The 19,902-nt window shown below is 72.5% G+C and carries 18 protein-coding genes; 14 read left to right on the plus strand and 4 right to left on the minus strand.

Annotated features, from left to right (window positions below):
• Positions 1-4 precede the first annotated feature (4 nt).
• Genes benC through ACWD2L_RS04315 form a run of 3 tightly spaced genes read left to right on the plus strand, consistent with a single transcriptional unit; the run spans position 5 to position 4,663 of the window.
• Positions 5-1,036 carry a benzoate 1,2-dioxygenase electron transfer component BenC gene (gene benC, locus ACWD2L_RS04305; RefSeq protein WP_351330738.1) on the plus strand — a complete coding sequence of 344 codons (1,032 nt, stop codon included), beginning with the start codon at positions 5-7 and terminating at the stop codon, positions 1,034-1,036.
• Entirely contained in the window at positions 1,033-1,809 is a 777-nt protein-coding gene (gene benD, locus ACWD2L_RS04310; RefSeq protein ID WP_351330737.1) for a benzoate diol dehydrogenase BenD, read from the plus strand. Before benC ends, benD begins: the two co-directional genes overlap by 4 nt.
• Positions 1,810-1,837: 28 nt before the next feature.
• Positions 1,838-4,663 (plus strand): helix-turn-helix transcriptional regulator, encoded by a 2,826-nt coding sequence (locus tag ACWD2L_RS04315; protein WP_351330735.1) that lies wholly within the window; start codon positions 1,838-1,840, stop codon positions 4,661-4,663.
• Positions 4,664-4,680: 17 nt separating this feature from the next.
• Here ACWD2L_RS04315 and ACWD2L_RS04320 read toward each other — a convergent pair whose 3' ends face one another.
• Both ACWD2L_RS04320 and ACWD2L_RS04325 read right to left on the minus strand, forming a co-directional pair.
• Positions 4,681-5,709: a hypothetical protein gene (locus tag ACWD2L_RS04320; RefSeq protein WP_351330734.1), complete on the minus strand. Its 1,029-nt coding sequence runs from the start codon at positions 5,707-5,709 to the stop codon at positions 4,681-4,683.
• Between the two features lie 89 nt (positions 5,710-5,798).
• Positions 5,799-6,488: a TetR/AcrR family transcriptional regulator gene (locus tag ACWD2L_RS04325; protein WP_351330732.1), complete on the minus strand. Its 690-nt coding sequence runs from the start codon at positions 6,486-6,488 to the stop codon at positions 5,799-5,801.
• Positions 6,489-6,571: 83 nt separating this feature from the next.
• Here ACWD2L_RS04325 and ACWD2L_RS04330 point away from each other — a divergent pair, with 83 nt between their 5' ends.
• The 10 genes from ACWD2L_RS04330 (at position 6,572) to ACWD2L_RS04375 (ending at position 17,094) form a co-directional block, all read left to right on the plus strand.
• A complete protein-coding gene (locus ACWD2L_RS04330) occupies positions 6,572-7,543 on the plus strand; it encodes an aldo/keto reductase (protein ID WP_351330731.1) in 972 nt (323 codons plus the stop codon).
• Positions 7,544-7,660: 117 nt separating this feature from the next.
• Positions 7,661-8,536 carry a universal stress protein gene (locus ACWD2L_RS04335; RefSeq protein WP_351330730.1) on the plus strand — a complete coding sequence of 292 codons (876 nt, stop codon included), beginning with the start codon at positions 7,661-7,663 and terminating at the stop codon, positions 8,534-8,536.
• Positions 8,537-8,812: 276 nt separating this feature from the next.
• Positions 8,813-9,580 carry a crotonase/enoyl-CoA hydratase family protein gene (locus ACWD2L_RS04340; protein ID WP_351330728.1) on the plus strand — a complete coding sequence of 256 codons (768 nt, stop codon included), beginning with the start codon at positions 8,813-8,815 and terminating at the stop codon, positions 9,578-9,580.
• Complete coding sequence (locus ACWD2L_RS04345) at positions 9,577-10,722, plus strand: CaiB/BaiF CoA transferase family protein (RefSeq protein ID WP_351330726.1); 1,146 nt, start codon at positions 9,577-9,579, stop codon at positions 10,720-10,722. Before ACWD2L_RS04340 ends, ACWD2L_RS04345 begins: the two co-directional genes overlap by 4 nt.
• Positions 10,719-12,422: a class I adenylate-forming enzyme family protein gene (locus tag ACWD2L_RS04350; protein WP_451187192.1), complete on the plus strand. Its 1,704-nt coding sequence runs from the start codon at positions 10,719-10,721 to the stop codon at positions 12,420-12,422. The genes ACWD2L_RS04345 and ACWD2L_RS04350 overlap by 4 nt, the downstream gene beginning before the upstream one ends.
• Positions 12,419-13,318: an acyl-CoA thioesterase gene (locus tag ACWD2L_RS04355; RefSeq protein ID WP_351330723.1), complete on the plus strand. Its 900-nt coding sequence runs from the start codon at positions 12,419-12,421 to the stop codon at positions 13,316-13,318. Before ACWD2L_RS04350 ends, ACWD2L_RS04355 begins: the two co-directional genes overlap by 4 nt.
• A gap of 83 nt (positions 13,319-13,401) precedes the next feature.
• Positions 13,402-14,559, plus strand: coding sequence for an acyl-CoA dehydrogenase family protein (locus tag ACWD2L_RS04360; protein ID WP_351330721.1), 1,158 nt, complete (start codon positions 13,402-13,404; stop codon positions 14,557-14,559).
• 56 nt (positions 14,560-14,615) lie between these two features.
• The gene (locus tag ACWD2L_RS04365) at positions 14,616-15,374 is read left to right on the plus strand and encodes a 3-hydroxyacyl-CoA dehydrogenase (protein WP_351330719.1); all 759 of its coding nucleotides are present in this window, start codon (positions 14,616-14,618) and stop codon (positions 15,372-15,374) included.
• A gap of 40 nt (positions 15,375-15,414) precedes the next feature.
• Entirely contained in the window at positions 15,415-16,575 is a 1,161-nt protein-coding gene (locus ACWD2L_RS04370; RefSeq protein ID WP_351330717.1) for a thiolase family protein, read from the plus strand.
• 18 nt (positions 16,576-16,593) lie between these two features.
• Positions 16,594-17,094: a nuclear transport factor 2 family protein gene (locus ACWD2L_RS04375; protein WP_351330716.1), complete on the plus strand. Its 501-nt coding sequence runs from the start codon at positions 16,594-16,596 to the stop codon at positions 17,092-17,094.
• Here the strand turns inward: ACWD2L_RS04375 and paaI are convergent.
• On the minus strand, positions 17,075-17,455 hold the full coding sequence (gene paaI, locus ACWD2L_RS04380) for a hydroxyphenylacetyl-CoA thioesterase PaaI (RefSeq protein ID WP_351330957.1): 381 nt from the start codon (positions 17,453-17,455) through the stop codon (positions 17,075-17,077). The two genes, ACWD2L_RS04375 and paaI, sit on opposite strands and share 20 nt — an antisense overlap.
• A gap of 261 nt (positions 17,456-17,716) precedes the next feature.
• Here paaI and ACWD2L_RS04385 point away from each other — a divergent pair, with 261 nt between their 5' ends.
• Entirely contained in the window at positions 17,717-18,379 is a 663-nt protein-coding gene (locus ACWD2L_RS04385; protein WP_351330956.1) for a GAF and ANTAR domain-containing protein, read from the plus strand.
• 31 nt (positions 18,380-18,410) lie between these two features.
• Here ACWD2L_RS04385 and ACWD2L_RS04390 read toward each other — a convergent pair whose 3' ends face one another.
• On the minus strand, positions 18,411-19,829 hold the full coding sequence (locus ACWD2L_RS04390; RefSeq protein WP_351330715.1) for an aldehyde dehydrogenase family protein: 1,419 nt from the start codon (positions 19,827-19,829) through the stop codon (positions 18,411-18,413).
• Between the last annotated feature and the right edge of the window lie 73 nt (positions 19,830-19,902).

Below are 19,902 nucleotides of genomic sequence, written 5' to 3' on the forward strand. Positions count from 1 at the left end.
CCGTATGTCCTTCCAGGTCGCCCTGAACTTCGAGGACGGCATCACCCGATTCATCGAGTGCCGCCCCGACGAGACCGTTGCCGAGGCCTCCTACAAGGCCCGCATCAACATCCCGCTCGACTGCCGCGACGGCGCCTGCGGAACATGCAAGTCCCGCTGTGAGTCGGGTGGTTATGACAGCGGCGACTACATAGACGAGGCCCTCACCGACGACGAGGCCGCGGCCGGCTACTGCCTGCCCTGCCAGATGACCCCGCGGAGCGACCTCGTGCTGAGCGTCCCGGCCACGTCGGCAGCCGCCAAGACCGGACCTGCCACCCACACCGCCACCCTCGCCGACCTCAAGCGCCACTCCGCCACGACCGTCGAGTTCACCCTCGACGTCGACGACCGCGACGCCCTCGATTTCCTGCCCGGCCAGTACGTCAACATAACGGTGCCCGGCACCGACCAGACCCGCTCGTACTCCTTCAGCTCAGGACCCAACCAGCGCCAACTCTCCTTCCTGGTACGCGTCGTCGACGGCGGCGCCATGTCCGGATACCTCGGCGGGCGCGCCCGGGTCGGCGACCGCCTCGAATTCACCGGCCCCATGGGCAGCTTCTACCTGCGCGAGACGGTCCGCCCCGCCCTGCTGCTCGCCGGCGGCACCGGCCTCGCGCCTCTCCTGTCGATGCTGGAGCGCATCGCCCAGCAACCGGCGGAACAGCCCGTGCACCTGCTCTACGGTGTCACCACCGACGAGGACCTGGTCCACCTGGACTCCCTGGAGGATTACGCCGGGGTCATCCCCGGCCTCACCTTCGACCACTGCGTCGCCGACGCCGGCTCCACCGCCCACAACAAGGGCTTCGTGACCGGCCTGATGGACGCGGCGACCCTCCACGACGGAGCTGCCGACGTCTATCTGTGCGGCCCGCCCGCCATGGTCGAGGCCGTCCGCGGACACATCGCCGCGCTCGGGGTGACACCGGCGAGCTTCCACTACGAGAAGTTCACCCCGGCCGCCCGTGCCACCGAGGAGGTCGCCGCGTGAGTGTGCACGTCGACCGGTTCGCCGGGAAGCGGGCCGTGGTCACCGGTGCGGGCCAGGGGATCGGGCTCGCCGTGGCGCGTCGGCTCGTCGCCGAGGGGGCGGACGTCGTCCTCGTCGACCGCGCCGACACCGTCCGCGAGGCCGCGCACGAACTCGGGGCGCGCGCCGTCCTCGCCGACCTCGAGACCTACGGCGGCGCCCACAGCGCCCTGACGGAGGCCGCCCAACTCCTCTTCGGCGTCGATGTGTTGGTCAACAACGTCGGCGGCGCGATCAACTTCAAACCGTTCACCGAGTTCACCGCCATCGAGATCCAGGCGGAGATCACCCGCTCCCTGATGACGGCCCTGTGGTCCTGTCGCGCCGCCCTTCCCGGCATGACGGCGCAGGGCCACGGCGTGATCGTCAACGTGTCGTCGGCGGCCACCCGCGGGATCCACCGCATCCCGTACTCCGCGGCCAAGGGCGGCATCAACGCCCTCACCGCGTCGCTGGCCCTCGAGTACGCGGAGGCGGGGATCCGTGTCGTGGCCACCGCGCCGGGCGGCACCGACGCACCGCCCCGCCGTGTCCCGCGCGGCACACCGGCGCACGACACCGAGCGGGAAAGGGCCTGGTTCCGGGCGCACATCGACCAGACCGTCGCCTCCAGCCTCCTCAAGCGGTACGGGACCCTCGACGAACAGGCCGCCGCCATCTGCTTCCTGGCCTCCGACGAGGCCTCGTATATCACTGGCAGTGTCCTGCCGGTCGCAGGCGGAGATCTTGGCTGATCAGAGCCCCCTGCTAGCGTTTTGGACCATGAACGGGCGCCCGGAACCGCACGGCGGCCTCGTCGGGCGCACCCGCGAGTCCGCGGCACTGACCCGGGCGCTCACCGCGGCGTGCTCCGGGCGTCCCGGCCTGCTGCTCGTCGAGGGACCCGCGGGCATCGGCAAGACCGCCCTGGTCCAGCACGGCCTGGACGCCTTCCGCGCCGACGGGGATGCCCGCGTCCGGACGGTGTCCGTCTCTGGCGTCCCATGGGAGTGCGAGCTGCCGTTCGGCCTCGCCCGCCAGCTCGCGGTGGGGCTTGGGGCTGCTCTGCCGGGCTCGTGGGGCTCGGCGGCCGTGCAGTCGGACCCGCGGGGCTCGGCGGCCGTTCTGGAAGTGGCGGGCCTGCTGCGGCGGCAGTGGGCGGCCCGGCAGGAGCGCGACCCCGTCGTCGTGGTCGTCGACGATGCGCACTGGGCCGACGTGGAGAGTCTGCGGGCGGTCGGTTCGGCGCTGCGCGGGATGTCCGACGAGCGCCTCCTCGTCGTGCTCGTCGCGCGCGACCGGCCCGACGAACTCGGCGGGCCGACGCAGGCGCCGCCCGCCGCCCTGCTGCGCACCCGCGAGTTCCTCGACGGTTGCGAGGGAGCCGCCCTGTCTCTCGGCCCGCTCGACGCCCATGACGCCCGCGCCCTCGCACGCGAGGGGCACGGTGTGGCCCTGGAACTTCCCGCGGCCCGGCACCTGTGCGAGCGCACGCGCGGAAACCCCCGCCACATGTCCCGGCTCCTCGCCGAACTGCCCCGCGACACCTGGAGCGACTGGCGCCCCGAACTCCCCGCGCCCGCCCGCAGCGCCGATGCCGTACGCCACCGGCTCGACCGGTGCGGCCCGGCCGCCCGCGGCCTCGTCGAAGCCTGCGCGGTGCTCGGCGACGAGGCGTCCCTGAGCGAGGCGTCGGCGCTCGCGGGACTGACCGGCGACCCGCTGCCCGCCGTCGACGAGGCCCGCGCCGCCGGACTCCTCACCGCGGCCGTCGACCCCGGGCGCGCCCAACTCGCCTTCTCCCACCCCCTCGTACGCGCCGCGGTCCTCACCGGAATCGGCCTGACGGACCGGGCCGCCCTGCACCGGCGGGCCGCCGACCTCGTCCAGGACACAGGGCGCGCCCTGCTGCACCGGGTGTCCGCCCTCGCGGCCCCCGACGAGGCGCTCGCAGGTGAACTCGACCGGTACGCGACCCGGCGGGCCAGCGCCGGGGAGTGGTCCGCCGTGGCCGACACCCTCGTACGGGCAGGACGGCTGAGCACCGGACGCGCGATCCGCGAGGACCGGCTGCTGCGCGCCGTCGACGCCATGATCGGGGCGGGCGACATCCCCCAAGCCGCCATGTTCGCCGCCGAGTTGGAGAGCTTCCCGGCAAGCGCCCTGCGGGACACCGTGCTCGCCTACCTCGCCATCATGCGCGGCCGCCCCGCCGAGGCCGAGTCCCTCCTGAATACGGCCGAGGCACACTGCGACGCCGCGCGCAGACCGGAACTGATGGCGAAGATCAGCCAGCGGCGCGTGCTGCACGCCCTCGCCCGCTGGGACGGGGAGGAACTGGTCACCTGGGCCCGGCGCGCCGTCGGCCTGGCGCAGGCGCAGGACCCCTCCGGCATCGAATCCGAAGCGGTGCTCGGCCTCGGGCTCGCGATGACGGGACGGCACGAGGAAGCCGCGGCCGCCTACGAGGAGGCCGCCGCAGGACACCCGGCGGGCGCCCAGCCGCAGCGCTTCCAACTGGGCCTCGGCTGGGTCGACTTCGCCACCGACGCCCCCGAGTCCGCCCGCCGCAGGCTCGAGGCCGCCGTCCCCACCGGGTACCGGATGGGCTCGACCCGTATCTCCCTGTGGGCGCAGGGCTGGCTGGCCCGCACCCAGTTCGCCCTCGGCGCCTGGTCGGAGGCGCTGGAGACGGTGCAGCGCGCGGCGGACCGGCTCGGCGTCGTCCGTATCGAACTCGTGCGCCCGCTGGTGCACTGGACCGCCGCACAGATCCACGCCCTGCGCGGCGACGCGGCAGCCGCCGACCACCATCTCGGCCTGGCCCTGGCCGACGTCCACCCGTACGCCTGCATGCTGGTGCCGTCGTGCCTGGCACGCGCCCAGGTCGCGGAGGCGCGCGGCGAGTACGAGCGCGTCGTCGAGGCGCTGACACCGGTGGTGCACCTCGACCCGCGGGGTTCCGTCGACGAACCCGGCTTCTGGCCCTGGCCCGACGTCTACGCCAACGCCCTGGTCATGACGGGCCGCATCGACGAGGCCGACCGCTTCCTGCGCCCGCACGAACAGTGCGCCGATGCCCGCCGACAGCGCTCGGCGCAGGCACGGCTCGGCCTCGTGCGGGGCCGGCTGACCGCCGCGAGCGGCGACATCGACGCGGCACGGGGCCAGTTCGATCGGGCCCTGGCGCAGCTCGACGGGCTGCCGCTGCCGTACGACCGGGCCCGCGTGAACTTCGCGTACGGCCAGACCCTGCGCCGGGTCGGCAAGCGGCGCGAGGCCGACACCGTCCTGAGGAACGCGCGGGACGCCTACGCCACGCTGGGCGCCCGCACCTACGTCGAACGGTGCGACCGCGAACTCCAGGCAGGGGGCCTGCAATCCGGGCAGTCCGCCGCGGGCCTGGCACGGCTCACGCCGCAAGAGCGGGCGGTGGCGAAGGTGGTCGCCGCCGGAGCCACCAACCAGCAGGCGGCTCTGGAACTGTTCATCTCCGTCAAGACGGTCCAGTACCACCTGACGCACGTCTACTCAAAGCTCGGCATCCGCTCACGAAGTGAACTGGCCGCGCGTTTCCGGGAGTCGGACGAGAGCGGTGATCAGGCCTAGAGCCCCGCGCTCCGGTCTCACTCGTACATCACGTACGACGGGCGCGGGCGCAGGCCGAGGACCTGGTCGGGGGTCATCAGGCGGGTGCCGCCCTCGGTGTCCTCCTCGAAGAACAGCTTGAACCCGGTGTGGAGCCGGTCGGGTATCGGGTCGACCAGGCGGTCCCAGGTGTGCCGTTTGAGCTGCGGGCTGCCTATGCCGTCGGCGGACTTGATCACGGCGACGCCCTGGGGAACGTCGAGCGCCTGCTCGTCGTGGACGACCGATTCGGCGACCTGGTGGTAGACGAGGGCCTTCTCCGGCAGGTCGTGGCGGTCCACGAGTGAGGCGAGATGGGCGGCGACCCGGGTGAGTTCGGGGCCGCTGGTGTGTCCGTACGTGTCGCCGGGTATCTGGCCGGGATCCATCTCCCACTCGGGGTCGAGGGCGATGCCCACGTCCGGCTGGACGAGCCACTTCTCCAGGGCCTTGACCTCGCCGAGGACGTCCGCGCGGCCGGGCTGGATGTTGAGCAGCAGCAGCGCCTTGTGTCGGCGCGCGGCCTCGTGGAAGGTGCGGATCGTCGCGTCGGGTGTACGCGTGCGGTACGTGCCGTCGGGGCCCGCGCCGGGGTTGGCGACGGTGGCCAGCAGCTCCAGGACGGGCAGCACACGGCGGCCATCGGCGTAGGCGCGCCCGCGCCGTTCGAGCTCGGTGACACGGTCGTCGAGGTCACCGGTGCCGAGCCGGCCGAGCGCGCTCGCGCCCGGCAGCCCGCAGTAGCCGACCAGCCGGTGCCTGGGGAACAACCGGCGCCCGCCGCGCGGCAGTTCGGGGCGGTGGCGGGTGGGGCGCGGCGAGGGTGAGGGGGAGCGCGAGGACTCCGAGGGGCCGCGTGCGGCCTTCTCGGTGCCGGAGGGCCGGTCGTCGGTCCCCGACCTGCCGCAGCCGCCGATGAGCGCGCCCGCTGACGTGAGCCCCGCGGCGAGCAGTGCCCGCCGCCGCGAACCGCCCGCCCCGGGGTCCGTGCTGTCGTCGCGGCCGGTGCCGTGACCGACTGTCCGCATCTGGCCTCCCCACGCAGTGATCACCATTCTTGGGGTGCCTTGCCGAGGTGTGCGGGGCGAAACGTGTGCGGGGGACGGGGCGGTGCTGATCAGCCACGCGGCTCCGGGGTGTGGGGCTGCTCCGTCTCCTCGCGCGGGCGCAGCGCGTCCACCACGAGGTCGAGCAGCGGGCGGACGCGGTCCGCGCGGTCGCCTGCCGTCGTGGACAGGAACACGCCGAGCAGCATGGTGATCACGTCGTCGGCGGGCACGTCGCCGCGCAACGTGCCCGTGCGCGACCCCGCGTCGAGGAGCGCGGCGACCGAAGCGGTCAGACGCTCCCGGGTGTTCGCGGTGACGCCGCGCCCGGAGGCCGGGGCGAGGGTGAGGCTGCCGGCCATCGCGCGCTTGGCCGTGACGAGCTCCGCGTACCGGTCCATCCACGCCCGCAGCGCCTCGTGCGGCGGCAGCTCGCCGAGCAGGGGCTCGACGGCGGAGGTCACGGCGTCCAGCTCGGCGGAGTAGACGGCCTCGACGAGGGCCTCGCGGGTCGGGAAGTGCCGGTAGAGGGTGCCGATGCCGACCCCCGCCTCGCGGGCGATCGCCTCCAGGGCCACCGTCGTGTCGTCCCGGGTGAAGGCGGTGCGGGCGGCGGCGAGGAGCCTCTCCCGGTTGCGGCGCGCGTCCGCGCGGGCGGGGCGGTCGGCCTTGCCCCCGCTGGGCGACGAGGTCGCGGCAGGTGGGGACGCAGGCGGATCGGACGGGGACGCGGCAGGCGGGTCGGATGGTGACGCGGGCAAAGCGGAGGCTCCTCCGGTTGTGCTACCTTCGGTGTAACGGAGGCTCCTCCGTTTCATCCATCTTCGCACGAGGCGGGATTCCCATGACCTCTTCCGCGTCTTCTTCTGCTTCCTCCTCATCCGCATCCGCCGTCACCGCGCACGGCGCCCCGCGCCCCGGTGGCGCCGGACGGCTCGTCGGCCGCGACGTCTCGCGTGTCGGGTTCGGCGCGATGCAGCTGCCCCGCCTGGACCCGGACCGCGCCGCGGCCGTCGCGCTGCTGCGCCGCGCCGTCGAGCTGGGCGTCGACCACATCGACACCGCCCAGTTCTACGGGGACGGCTTCTCCAACGAGATCATCCGCGAGGCGCTGCGCCCCGAGGACGACGTCCTCGTCGTCAGCAAGGTCGGCGCCACCCCCGACTCCGGCGGACCGCTGCCGCTGCGGCTCGCCCAACGGCCCGAGGAGCTGCGGGCCGGCGTCGAGGACAACCTCAAGAGCCTCGGCGTCGACCAGGTCCCGCTGGTCAACCTGCGCCGCGCCGAGACGGGCCCCGGGCTGCGGGCCGAGGGTGACCAGGTGGTCGACATCGACGACCAGCTCGCCGTCATGACCGCCCTGCGCGACGAGGGCAAGATCGGCGCCATCGGGCTCAGCAATGTGGGCCTCGACGAACTGCGCCGTGGCCTGCCCGCCGGGATCGCCTGCGTACAGAACGCGTACAGCCTCGTGGCCCGCGACGACGAGGAGCTGCTGCGACTCTGCCTCGCCGAGGGCATCGCCTGGGTGCCCTACTTCCCGCTGGGCAGCGCCTTCCCCGGCATGCCCAAGGTCACGGACGAGCCCGCCGTCACCGCGGCCGCCGAGACGCTGGGCTCGACACCGGCCCAGGTCGGCCTCGCCTGGCTGCTGCACCACGCCCCGAACGTCCTCCTGATCCCGGGTACCGCCAGCCCCGACCACCTCGCGGCGAACGTCGCTGCCGGTGCGCTCGCGCTCGACGCGGCGACCCTGGCCGAGCTCGACGCCGTACCGACGCGCGCGGGAGGCATCGAGATCGAGGGGCACGAGTGAGCGTGTGACGTGCGGCGGGCTCAGTGCCGTCCCGCCGTGCGAAGGGCCGCTCGTCGGGCCAGTCTGGAGAGTGGAGCCGCAGAGGCAGGACGGCAGAGCCGACGAGGGAGCGCACACATGGCGGGCCACGTGCTGGTCGGGGCCGACGGGTCGGAATCGAGCCTGGAGGCGGTCGCGGTCGCCGCGCACGAAGCGCGGCGGCGCGGGCTCGGCGTGCGCATCGTGAACGCGTTCACCTGGCCGATGCTGAAGGTCCGGCACGGCTCGACGTCCGAGTCCACCGCCGAGCCTGCCCTGCGCCGCCGGGCCGAGGCCGTCGTGGCGGAGGCGGTCGAGGTGGCCCGCACCGAGGGTCCTGACCTCGGCTCGGTCCAGGGCGAGGTCGTCACGGGCGAGGCGCTCACCGTCCTCGCCGCCCGGTCACGCGACGCGGACCTGGTCGTCGTCGGCAGCCGTGGTCTGGGAGCCTTCTCCGGCCTGCTGATCGGTTCGGTCGCCGTGCACCTGGCCGCGCACGCGGACTGCCCCGTCCTCGTCGTACGCGGGCGGCCGGGGCCCGAAGGGCCGGTGGCGGTCGCCGTCGACGGCTCGGACGCCGCGAAGGCCGCGGTCGAGGAGGCCTTCGACGATGCCGCGTGCCGCGGGACGGGGCTGCTGGCCGTGCACGTGTGGAACACCTGGAGCGGCACGGGGCCCGCGGGGCCCGGCGGCCCCGCGCCGCTCTGGTTCGACACGGACAAGCTGCGCGAGGACAGTGAGGCGACGCTGTCCGGGGCGTTGGCCGCGGGGCGGGGGCGGCACCCCGATGTCGAGGTCGAGGGGCGCTCGGTGCATGGCCGGGTGCGGCAGAGCCTGATCGAGACGTCGCGGGAGGCGAGCCTTCTCGTGGTCGGTGCGCGTGGGCGGGGCGGGTTCCATGGGCTGCTGCTCGGTTCGGTCAGCCAGGCGATGCTGCATCACGCGGACTGCCCGGTCCTGGTCATGCGTCGCTGACGGGCATGTCAAGCCCCTGCGGCGATTGAGCAGCGGGGTCCGGGGTGGAGCCCGAGGCGTGGGCGACTCTGCGACCGGACACGTGCCGATATGCGCGCGGCGAACACCCCTGCCGCCCACCGGAATTGATCAAGGGTATGGACAGCCCCGCTCCCACCCTCGTAGCTTAACGATTGTTCAATGCGGGGTGGGTGAGGCCGAGCCGTGCCGGGCGGAGCGGTCGACGGTCGCTCCGTCGCAGCGTACGCAGTCCGCGACCCACTCCGGGAGCCCGCAATGACCGACGCCGTGCTCAGCGAATTCCGTGCCGACGGGATCACCGTCATCACGCTCAACCGCCCCGAGGCCCGCAACGCGGTCAACCGTGTCGTCGCGGAAGGCGTGGCCGCCGCGCTCGACGAACTCGACCGCAGGGACGACCAGGTGGTCGGTGTGATCACCGGCGCGGGCGGCAGCTTCTGCTCCGGAATGGATCTCAAGGCGTTCCTCAAGGGCGAGACCCCGACCGTCGAGGGGCGCGGCCTCGCCGGAATCACCGAGGCACCCCCGCGCAAGCCGGTCATCGCCGCCGTCGAGGGGCACGCCCTGGCCGGCGGCTGCGAGATCGCGCTCGCCTGCGACATGGTCGTGGCGGCCCGCGACGCCAAGTTCGGGATACCCGAGGTCAAACGGGGGCTCGTCGCCGCGGCGGGCGGACTGCTGCGGCTGCCCCGGCGCATCCCGTACTCCGTCGCCCTGGAGATCGCCCTGACCGGCGACTTCCTCGACGCCGAACGCGCCCACACCTACGGCCTCGTCAACCGCGTCACGGAACCCGGCGCCGCCCTCGACGGCGCGCTCGCGCTCGCCCGCGCCATCGCCGCGAACGGCCCCCTCGCGGTCCGCGCCACCAAGGAGATCGTCGCCAACGCGCCCAACTGGCCCGCCGACGAGGAGTGGCAGCGGATGCGGGAGATCGCGGGCCCGGTGATGACATCCGACGACGCGCGGGAAGGCGCCAGTGCGTTCGCCGAGAAGCGCGCCCCGCGCTGGACCGGCCGGTGAGTGCCGGACCGCTCGCCGGGATACGGATCGTGGAGCTGGGCGGCATCGGGCCCGCCCCGTTCTGCGGCATGCTGCTCGCCGACCTCGGGGCCGAGGTCATCCGGGTCGATCGCCCCGCCGAGGCCGGCAAGGACAGCCCGCACCCCGTCATCCTGCGCGGTCGCAGCTCCGTCGCCGTCAACCTCAAGGACGCCGAAGGGGCCGCCGTCGTACGGCAGTTGATCGCGCGCTCCGACGCCGTGATCGAGGGGTTCCGGCCCGGCGTCGCCGAACGGCTCGGCCTCGGCCCCGACGTCCTGCTCGCCGCGAACCCGAAACTCGTGTACGGGCGGATGACCGGCTGGGGACAGGTCGGGCCGCTCGCCCAGGAGCCCGGCCATGACATCAACTACATCGCCGTGGCAGGGGCATTGCACGCCATGGGTCCCGCCGACGGCGACCCCGTGCCGCCGCTCAACCTGGTGGGCGACTTCGGCGGGGGCGGCATGCTGCTCGCGCTCGGCCTCGTGAGCGCGCTGCTGCACGCTAGCACCAGCGGAGTCGGACAGGTCGTCGACGCCGCCATGACCGACGGCACCGCGCTGCTGCTCGCCATGACGTACGGGTTCCTGGCCAAGGGGGGCTGGCAGGACCGCCGCGGCGTCAACATGCTCGACGGCGGCGCCCCGTTCTACGCCGTGTACCGCTGCGCCGATGATCGGCACATCGCCGTCGGCGCCATCGAGCCGCAGTTCTACGCTGCGCTGCTGCGCGTCCTCGATCTCGAAGGGGACGAGCGGTTCGCGCGCCAGCACGACCGCGCCAACTGGGCGGTTATGAAGGACGAGTTGACCCGTCTCTTCGCCACGCGCACCCGCGACGAGTGGGCCCGCGTCTTCGACGGGCAGGGCGCCTGCGTGTCCCCGGTCCTGTCGCTCAACGAGGCGCCCGACCATCCCCACAACAGCGCCCGCTCGACCTACCGACGCGGCGCCCACGGCGGCCACGAACCCTCGCCCGCCCCGCGCTTCACCACCACACCAACCGGCGAGCCCGCCCCCGCCCCGTGCGTCGGCGCCGACACCACACGCGTACTCGCCACGCTGGCCGGGCTCGACCCCGCCGACATCGGCACACTCCGCGAGAAGGGAGTCGTCGGTTGACGACGCGCTACGTGCCTCCGGGCATGCCCCAGAGCCTCGGCTACCCCGACGCCGCCGTCGGCGACCTGCTCGCCGGAACCGCCCACCGCCACCCCGACCGCACCGCCCTGCGCGACGGCGAACTCACCTTCACCTACCGCGAGATGTACGACACCGCGCTGCGGCTCGCCGGAGGGCTGAGTGCACGCGGCGTCGGCAAGGGCGACGCCGTCGCGCTGCACCAGCCCAACTCGGCCTGGTTCACCGTCTCGTACTACGCGATCCTGCTGGCCGGCGCGGTCGTCGTCCCCCTCAACCCGGCGCTGCCACCGACGGCGCTGCGGGACCAGCTCGACGAGGCGCGCGCCGTCGCCGCGCTCACCCACCCGGCGACCGCAGCCGCGCTCACGAAGGCCGCCGCGCCGGACGTCCGCCTGACCGTCCTCGTCCCGGCCACGGCCACCGCACCCGCCGAGGACACCGACCCCGGCGGCGTACCCCTGGAGGAGCTGCTGTCGGGTGACGACCCGGGGGAGCGGGTTGCTGTGCGCGGGGACGATCTGGCGCACCTGGCCTTCACCGGCGGCACGACAGGGCGTTCCAAGGCGGTCCGCGTGCTGCACCGCAACGTCCTCGCCAACGCCCTGCAAATGGCCTGCTGGCGCGGCGCCGCCGTGCCCGGCACCGACGACGAGGGGCGGGTGGCGCTCGACTCCGTGCCTGGGGCGCGCACCGCGCACACGATGGACCTGGGTACGTCGACCGCCGTGGCGCTGGCGCCGTTCTTCCATGCGATGGGCCTGGTCGGCCAGTCCGTGAGTGTGGCGGTGGCGAGCACGGTCGTGATGGCGGGCCGCTTCGAACCCCGCCGCTTCGTGGGGCTCATCGAGGAGTTCGGCGTCACGTCCGTCCCCGGCTCGCCCGCCCTCTTCCACGCCCTGCTCGCGCTGCCGGGCGTCGAGGACCTCGACCTGTCCTCGGTACGCAGCGTCAACTCCGGTGCCGCGCCCGTCGATACGGACACCATGCGCCGTCTCGGCGCACTCTTCCCGAACGCGACGATCGTCGAGGGATACGGGCTCACCGAGGCCACCATGGCGCTCGCCGCGCACCCGCTGGTGGACGACAACCCGGTGCCGGAGGGCAGCGTGGGTGCGCCGGTCTTCGACACCGAGGTCGAGATCAGGGACCTCGGCTGCGGCCCCGCCCTGCCGGTCGGCGAGACGGGTGAGGTGTGGGCGCGCGGCCCGCAGATCACCGACGGCTACCAGGGCCACCCCGACCTGACGGCCGAGCAGTTCCAGGACGGCTGGCTGCGCACCGGCGGCCTGGGGCGCGTCGACGGGGACGGCTGGCTGTACCTGGTCGGACGGGCCAAGGACATGTTGATCTACAAGGGGTACAACGTTTATCCGACGCCGCTGGAGGACCTGCTGCACCGGCACCCCGCCGTCGCGGGCGCCAGTGTCATCGGCGCGCCGCGTGCCGGGGTCGGCGAGATCCCCGTCGCGTACGTCGTGCCGCGCGCCGGGCATCGGGCGGGGCCCGAACTGGCCGAGAAACTCATGGCGTTCGTGGCCGAGCACGTCGCTCCGTACCAGCGGCTGCGGGAGATCCACTTCCTGGAGGCGCTGCCGGTGTCGGCCGCCGGGAAGATCCTCAAGACGGACCTGCGGCAGCGGTACGCGGCCGCCGACGGAACGGGAGTGACTGGAACGTGAGTGGCGGCATGGTCGACGAGGCGACGGCCCGGAGTGCGTCCCGGGGGGTAGGGAAGGCGCCCCCTGCCGCGCTCGGTGAGCTCGGGAAGGGCCGACACATCCAGGTCGAGGCGTCCGACGGCGGTGTCTTCCACGGGCACTGCCACTCCGGCCGCGCGGCCGCCCGCAGTTACGGCGGCGCCGTCCTCGCCCAGGCCCTGGACGCCGCGCACCGCACTGTGGAGGCCGACCGGGTGGTGCACTCGCTGCACGCCTACTTCCTGCGTGCCCTGTCGCCTGAGCGGCCAGTGCGCTACGAGCCCGAGGTCGTACGGGACGGCCGCAGCTACTCGATGCGACAGGTCACCGCGTTCCAGAACGGCAAGGAGTCGCTCACCATGAGCGTCTCGTTCAAGCAGCCGCAGAGCGGCGGGAGTTGGCGCCAGCCCGGCATGCCCGACGTGCCGGGCCCCGAGGGGCTTGGCAACGGCTGGGCGCACCGGCCGCAGGACCATCCGCTGAGCACCTCCGTCGAGTACCGCGAAGTGCCGCTGGAGCGGGACCCGGATGCCGGACGTATCGACCGCTACGCCTGGATGCGCACGGTCGGCGCGATGCCGGACGAGCCGGGCCCGCACGCCTGCGTCCTCGCCTACATCTGCGACGCCCCGCTCGCCCCCACCGCCCTGGTCACCTACGGCGAGCCACGGCCGCGCGGCATCGCGCTCGCCTCGCTCGACCACGCCATGTGGTTCCACCGCCCGGCACGCGTCGACGAGTGGCTGCTGTTCGCGTGCCACAGCGTCGTGGCCGGTGACGGGCGGACCCTGGCGCACGGCGAATTCTGGAGCAGGAAAGGGGAGTTGGTCGCCTCCGTCACCCAGGAGGCGCTGCTCCACGTGCCCGCTCCCCGGTGACGCGCGGACTCGCGGAAGGGTTGTCAGGGCTCGACACGCCGACGTAACTTAACGATCGTTCTACACAGGCAGAAGGGGCCGCTGTGCGCCGTACGCTGTTCAACGAGGACCACGAGGCGTTCCGCCGGATGCTGCGGGACTTCATCGCCAAGGAAGTCACCCCCGTCCACCAGGAGTGGGAAGAGCAGGGTCACCCGCCGCGCGACTTCTACCGCCGCCTAGGTGAGCTGGGGGTGCTCGGCATCCAGGTGCCCGAGGAGTTCGGCGGCGCGGGCGAGGCCAGCCTGAAGTTCGCGGCGGTGGCCGTCGAGGAGACCACCCGCGCCGGAGTCACTTTCGGCAACTACTCGGTGCACGCCAACCTGATCCTGCCGTACCTGCTGCGGTACGCCACGCAGGAGCAGAAGGGGCGCTGGCTGCCCGGCTTCGCCTCCGGCGACCTCATGACGGCGATCGCCATGACCGAACCCGGCACCGGCTCCGACCTCGCCAACATCCAGACCAGGGCCGAACTCTCCGCCGACGGCACGCACTACGTCCTCAACGGCGCCAAGACGTTCATCACCGGCGGCGCCCTCGCCGACCTGGTCCTCGTCGTCGCGCGCACCACGCCCTACGATCCCGAGGACCGCCGCGGCGGACTCTCGATCCTCGTCGTGGAGTCCGCGAGCGAGGGCTTCACTGTCGGCCGCAAGCTCCAGAAGATCGGCCTCAAGGCCTCCGACACCGCCGAACTCGCCTTCGTGGACGTCAAGGTGCCGGCCGAGAACCTGCTCGGCGAGGAGGGCAAGGGCTTCTCCTACCTGTCCCACAACCTCGCCCAGGAACGCCTGATGATCGCTCTGGGCGGCTCGGGGACGGCCGCGGCGGCGCTGCGCTTCGCCACCGACTACGTGAAGGAACGCACGGTCTTCGGCAAGCCGGTCGCCCACTTCCAGAACACCAAGTTCGTGCTCGCCGAGTGCGCCACCGAGGTCGAGGCCGCCCAGCTGATGGCCGACCGGGCGCTCGAGCTGCACGACGACGGCGAGCTGTCCGTCTCCGACGCCGCGAAGGCGAAGCTGTTCTGCACCGAGGTCGCGGGCCGCGTCATCGACAAGTGCCTGCAACTGCACGGCGGTTACGGCTACGTCACCGAGTACCCGATCGCCCGCCTGTACGCCGACACCCGCGTCTCACGCATCTACGGCGGCACCAACGAGGTCATGAAGACCATCATCGCCAAGTCGCTCGGCCTCTGACCCTCCCCGACCGACCCCGACCGATCCTGACCACCCCTACGAACAAGGGACTTGCCATGCAACTCGACGCCCAGTCCTCCGCCCTCGTCACCGGCGGCGCCTCCGGCCTCGGCCGCGCCACCGCCGAGCGGCTCGCCGCCACGGGCGCCAAGGTCGTCATCTTCGACCTGCCCACCTCCGACGGCACCAACGTAGCCAAGGAGCTCGGCGCCACCTTCGTGGCCGGAGATGTCACCAACGAGGCGGACGCCACCGCCGCCGTCGAGGCCGCCGTCACGCTCGCCCCGCTGCGCGTCACCGTCAACTGCGCGGGCATCGGCTCCGCCGGGCGCACCGTCGGCAAGGAAGGCCCGTACGTCCTCGACACCTTCCGCAAGGTCGTCGAGATCAACCTGATCGGCACCTTCAACGTCATCCGCCTCGCCGCGCAGGCCATGACCGGCAACGAACCGGCCGACGGCGAGCGCGGTGTCATCGTCAACACCGCCTCCGTGGCAGCGTTCGACGGGCAGATCGGCCAGTGCGCGTACTCGGCGTCCAAGGGCGGCATCGTCGGCATGACACTGCCGATCGCCCGCGACCTGGCGCGCATGAACATCCGCGTGATGACCATCGCGCCCGGCCTGTTCGAGACCCCGTTGCTCGGCCGGCTTCCGCAGGAGGCCAAGGACTCGCTCGGCGCGCAGGTCCCGCACCCGGCCCGCCTCGGGCAGCCCGCCGAGTACGCGCACATGGTCGATTCGATCGTCACCAACCCGATGCTCAACGGCGAGACCATCCGCCTCGACGGCGCGATCCGCATGGCCCCGAAGTAGACCGCACGCCAACCCCCGTACCTCACCAAGGAGTTCCCGCATGCGTGACGCAGTCATCGTCGATGCCCTACGGACCCCCGTCGGCAAGGGCAAGCCGGGCGGCACGCTCTCCGACATCCACCCCGTCGACCTCTCCGCCCACGTCCTGAAGGCCCTCGCCGAGCGCAACGGCCTCGACCCGGCCACCGTCGACGACGTCATCTGGGGCTGCGTGTCCCAGGTCGGCGAACAGGCGGGCGGCGTCGGCCGGTTCGCGGTGCTCGCCGCCGGCTGGCCGGAGTCCGTGCCGGGCCTGACCATCGACCGCCAGTGCGGCTCCTCGCAGCAGTCCGTCCACCAGGCCGCCGCCGGGGTCATCGCCGGACAGTACGACATCGCGATCGCGGGCGGCGTCGAGTCCATGTCCCGCGTCCCGATGGGTTCCACGCGCGCGGGCGGCCAGATCGGCAAGCCGTTCGGCCCGCTCGTCGGCGAGCGCTACGACCACGTCGTGTTCAACCAGGGCGTCGGCGCCGAGATGATCGCCGAGGAGTTCGGACTCACCCGCGCCGAACTCGACCAGCACGCCGCCGACTCGCACGAGAAGGCCGCCCGCGCCATCGACGAGGGCCGCTTCAAGAACCAGATCACCCCGGTCACCCTCGCCGACGGCACACTCTTCGACACCGACGAGGGGGTCCGGCGCGGCACCACGGTCGAGAAGCTGGCCGGGCTGAAGACACCGTTCAAGGAGGACGGTGTCATCTCGGCGGGCAACGCCTCGCAGATCTCCGACGGCGCCGCCGCGCTGCTCGTCACCACCTCCGAGGTGGCCGCGCGCAACGGCTGGACACCGCTGGCCCGCTTCCACACCGGCACCGTCACCGGCGTCGACCCCATCACCATGCTCAAGGGCCCGATTCCGGCCACGGCCAAGGTACTTGAGCGTTCGGGCCTGCGGCTCGACGAGATCGGCACGTACGAGATCAACGAGGCCTTCGCCTCCGTCTCCCTCGGCTGGCAGCGCCGGACCGGCGCCGACTACGCGCGCCTCAACCCCAACGGCGGCGCCATGGCCCTCGGCCACCCCCTCGGCGGCTCCGGCGCCCGCCTCATGACCACGCTGGTGCACCACATGAAGGACAACGGCATCCGCTACGGCCTGCAGGCGATGTGCGAGGGCGGCGGCATGGCGAACGCGACGGTGCTGGAACTGCTCTGACGGGGGAGGATCCACACCATGACCGACCACACCGGCCCCGCGTCCGAGCCTGCCGCCGCCCGTCCGCCGCTTCCGCCCTTCACGCGCGAGACAGCCGTGCAGAAGGTGCGGCTCGCTGAGGACGCCTGGAACACCCGTGACCCGCAGCGCGTCGCGCTCGCGTACACGCCCGACAGCCAGTGGCGCAATCGCGCCGAATTCCCCTCCGGGCGCGCCGACATCGTCGCGTTCCTCACCCGCAAGTGGGACCAGGAGCTCGACTACCGGCTGATCAAGGAGCTGTGGGCGTTCGACGGCGACCGCATCGCGGTCCGCTTCGCGTACGAGTGCCACGACGACGCGGGCAACTGGAAGCGCGTGTACGGCAACGAGAACTGGGAGTTCGACGAGAACGGTCTGATGAGCAGGCGCCACGCCTCCATCAACGACCTGCCCATCACTGAGGTGGAGCGTAAGTTCCACTGGCCGCCCGGCCGCCGCCCCGACGGCCACCCGGGCCTCAGCGAGCTGGGCCTGTAGCGACGCTGCGGCTGCGCCCCCGGAACTCGGCGATCACGGACTCCCCGCGCGTCACCCGCACGTCGTACAGGCCGCTGCGGCCGAAGCGGGTGACCTCGCGGGCGGTGGCCACCAGCACGTCGCCCTCGTAGGCGGGGGCGACAAAGGTGACGTCGGCTCCGGAGGCGACGGTGACGGGTCCTTCGCTGTTGCAGGCGCAGGCGAAGGCCGTGTCGGCGAGAAGGAAGACGTAGCCGCCGTGCGCGATGTCGTGCCCGTTGACCATGGACGGTGTCACCTTCATCCGGAGTTCGGCGTGTCCCGCGCCGTGCTCCAGGAGTTCGATGCCGAGGAGCTGGGAGGCCAGGTCCGCGGCGAACATGCGCTCAGCGGGGCCCGGTTCGGCGGAATCCGTCACTCCGGCATCATCCTCTCCGGCCGGTCCTGCCGACCGACCATTCGGTGTGCGTGGTGGGGTCAAGCAATCAAGACGGGGCGAGGGCTGTCAAGGGTGTGCGAGCCACCCATCCCACCCGCGACGGGTTCCGGCCGGGGCGGACATGGCAGGCTTGGCCCACGTAAGTGAGTCATGTACCCCGAAGCCGAGGAGCGCGACGTGGAATGGCGTGAGTTTGCCCTGAATATGGCGTCCATGGCGCGCGAGCTCCTGGCCCAGGAGTCTGTGGACGCGACGCTGAACAAGATCACCGCATGGGCCGTCGACCAGCTCGAGGGCTGCGACGCGGCGGGCATCCTCGTGCTGCGCAAGGGTGAGGTCGACACGCTGGTCGCCACCGATCAGCTCGTCGTCGAAAGCGACCGGCTCCAGGGCCGCGTTCGCGAGGGCCCGTGCTTCGACGCGGCCCGCACCGGGCACCCCGTGTTCCGCATCAAGGACCTGTCGACCGAGACGACCCGCTGGCGCTCGTACGCCCCCCGCGCCCATGATCTCGGCATCGGCAGCATGATGGGCTTCCTGCTCTACACCGACGGCGAGGTCGACGGCGACCTCGGCGCCCTCAACCTCTACTCCGCCAAGCCGGGAGCGTTCACGGAGGCCAGCGAGACCGCCGGCTGGCTCCTCGCCTCGCACGCCGCCGTGGCCTTCTCCAGCGCCCGCGACCACGCCTCCCTGCACCGCGCCGTGGAGACCCGCCACGTCATCGGCGAGGCCATGGGCATCCTGATGGCCGGCCAGAACCTGACCGAAGCGGAGGCATTCGCCACGCTGCGCCGCTACTCGCAGGAGAAGAACATCAAGCTCCGTGACGTGGCCCGTCAGGTGAGCGAACGGGGCGGCCTGTGACCTTCCAGGGCGCGCCCCGCCGGCCGCCCGCTCAGTGCTGGATCGCCTTGACCTCCAGGAACTCCTCGAGGCCCAGGCTGCCGTACTCGCGGCCGATGCCGGACTGCTTGTAGCCGCCGAAGGGGGCGTTCGGGTTGAACTGGCCGTCGTTGACCTGTACTTGACCCGAGCGGATGCGGCGCGCGAAGGCGCGGGCGCGGTCCGGGTCCGCCGACCAGACTCCGCCGGCGAGTCCGTACGGGGTGTCGTTGGCGATGCGGGCGGCGTCGTCCTCGTCGTCGTACGGCTCGATGGACAGGACCGGGCCGAAGATCTCCTCCCTGTGGATCACCATGTCGGTGGTGACGTCGGAGAACACGGTCGGCTTGACGTAGTAGCCCGCATCCAGGCCGGGGAGCGGGTCGCTGCCGCCGGTGACCAGCCGAGCGCCTTCGGCGACGCCGCGGTCGATGTAGCCGCGTACGCGCTCCAGTTGAGTCGCGGAGACAAGCGGGCCGAGCACGGTCTTGTCGTCGCCAGGGGCGCCGACCGGGATCGATTCGACGATCGTACGGGCCAGTTCCTCGGCCTCCGTGAGGCGTTCGCGCGGCACCAGGAGGCGGGTGAGGGCGGAGCACGTCTGACCGGAGTTGATCATCGCGGCCTGTACGGCCTGTGGGATGGCGGCCCCGAAGTCTGTGTCGGGCAGCAAAACGTTGGGGCTCTTGCCGCCGAGTTCCAGGGCCACCTTCTTGACGGTGTCGGCCGCGAGCTGCGCCACGCGCTTGCCCGCGCGGGTCGAGCCGGTGAAGGAGACCACGTCGATGTCCGGGTGCGCGGCGATCGCTTCGCCGACGACCGGGCCCGTGCCGGAGACCAGGTTGAAGACGCCCGGAGGCAGGCCCGCCGCGTCGACGATCTCGGCAAGCACCCAGGCGTTCAGCGGCGCGACCTCGCTGGGCTTGACGACGACGGTGTTGCCCGCGGCGAGCGCGTACGCGACCTTCGCGGCGATCTGGTGCAGCGGATAGTTCCACGGGGTGATCGCGCCGACGACGCCGTACGGCTCACGCACGATCGTCGTGCTGCCCTCCTCCCGCTCGAACGCGAACGTGCGGGCGACCGCCGCGGCCTGCGCGAAACTGTTGACCGGCAGCGGCACCTGGATCGCCTTGGCGAAGGACAGCGGCGCGCCCATCTCCGAGGAGATCAGCGCGGCCAACTCGTCGGCGCGCGCCATCAGACCGCCCGCGATCTCCTCCAGATACTTCGCCCGCTGCTCGACCGGCGTGGCCCACCACCCGGGGAACGCCTCGCGGGCCGCCGCGACCGCACGGTCCACGTCGGCGGGCACACCGTCCGGGACGGCGCCGATGACCTCTTCGGTGCTGGAGCTGATGACGTCGATGGTGCCGGTGCCGGCCGAGGCGGTCGGGCGGCCGCCGATGTAGAGCTTGCTGGTGTCGGGCATCTGCGGGTTCCCTCGGGGTGGTGAACGGTACGTGGATGGGGAGCGGGCGGGCCGACTTCGGCCTGCCCGTATC

The organism is Streptomyces sp. NPDC002754, from assembly GCF_053592315.1.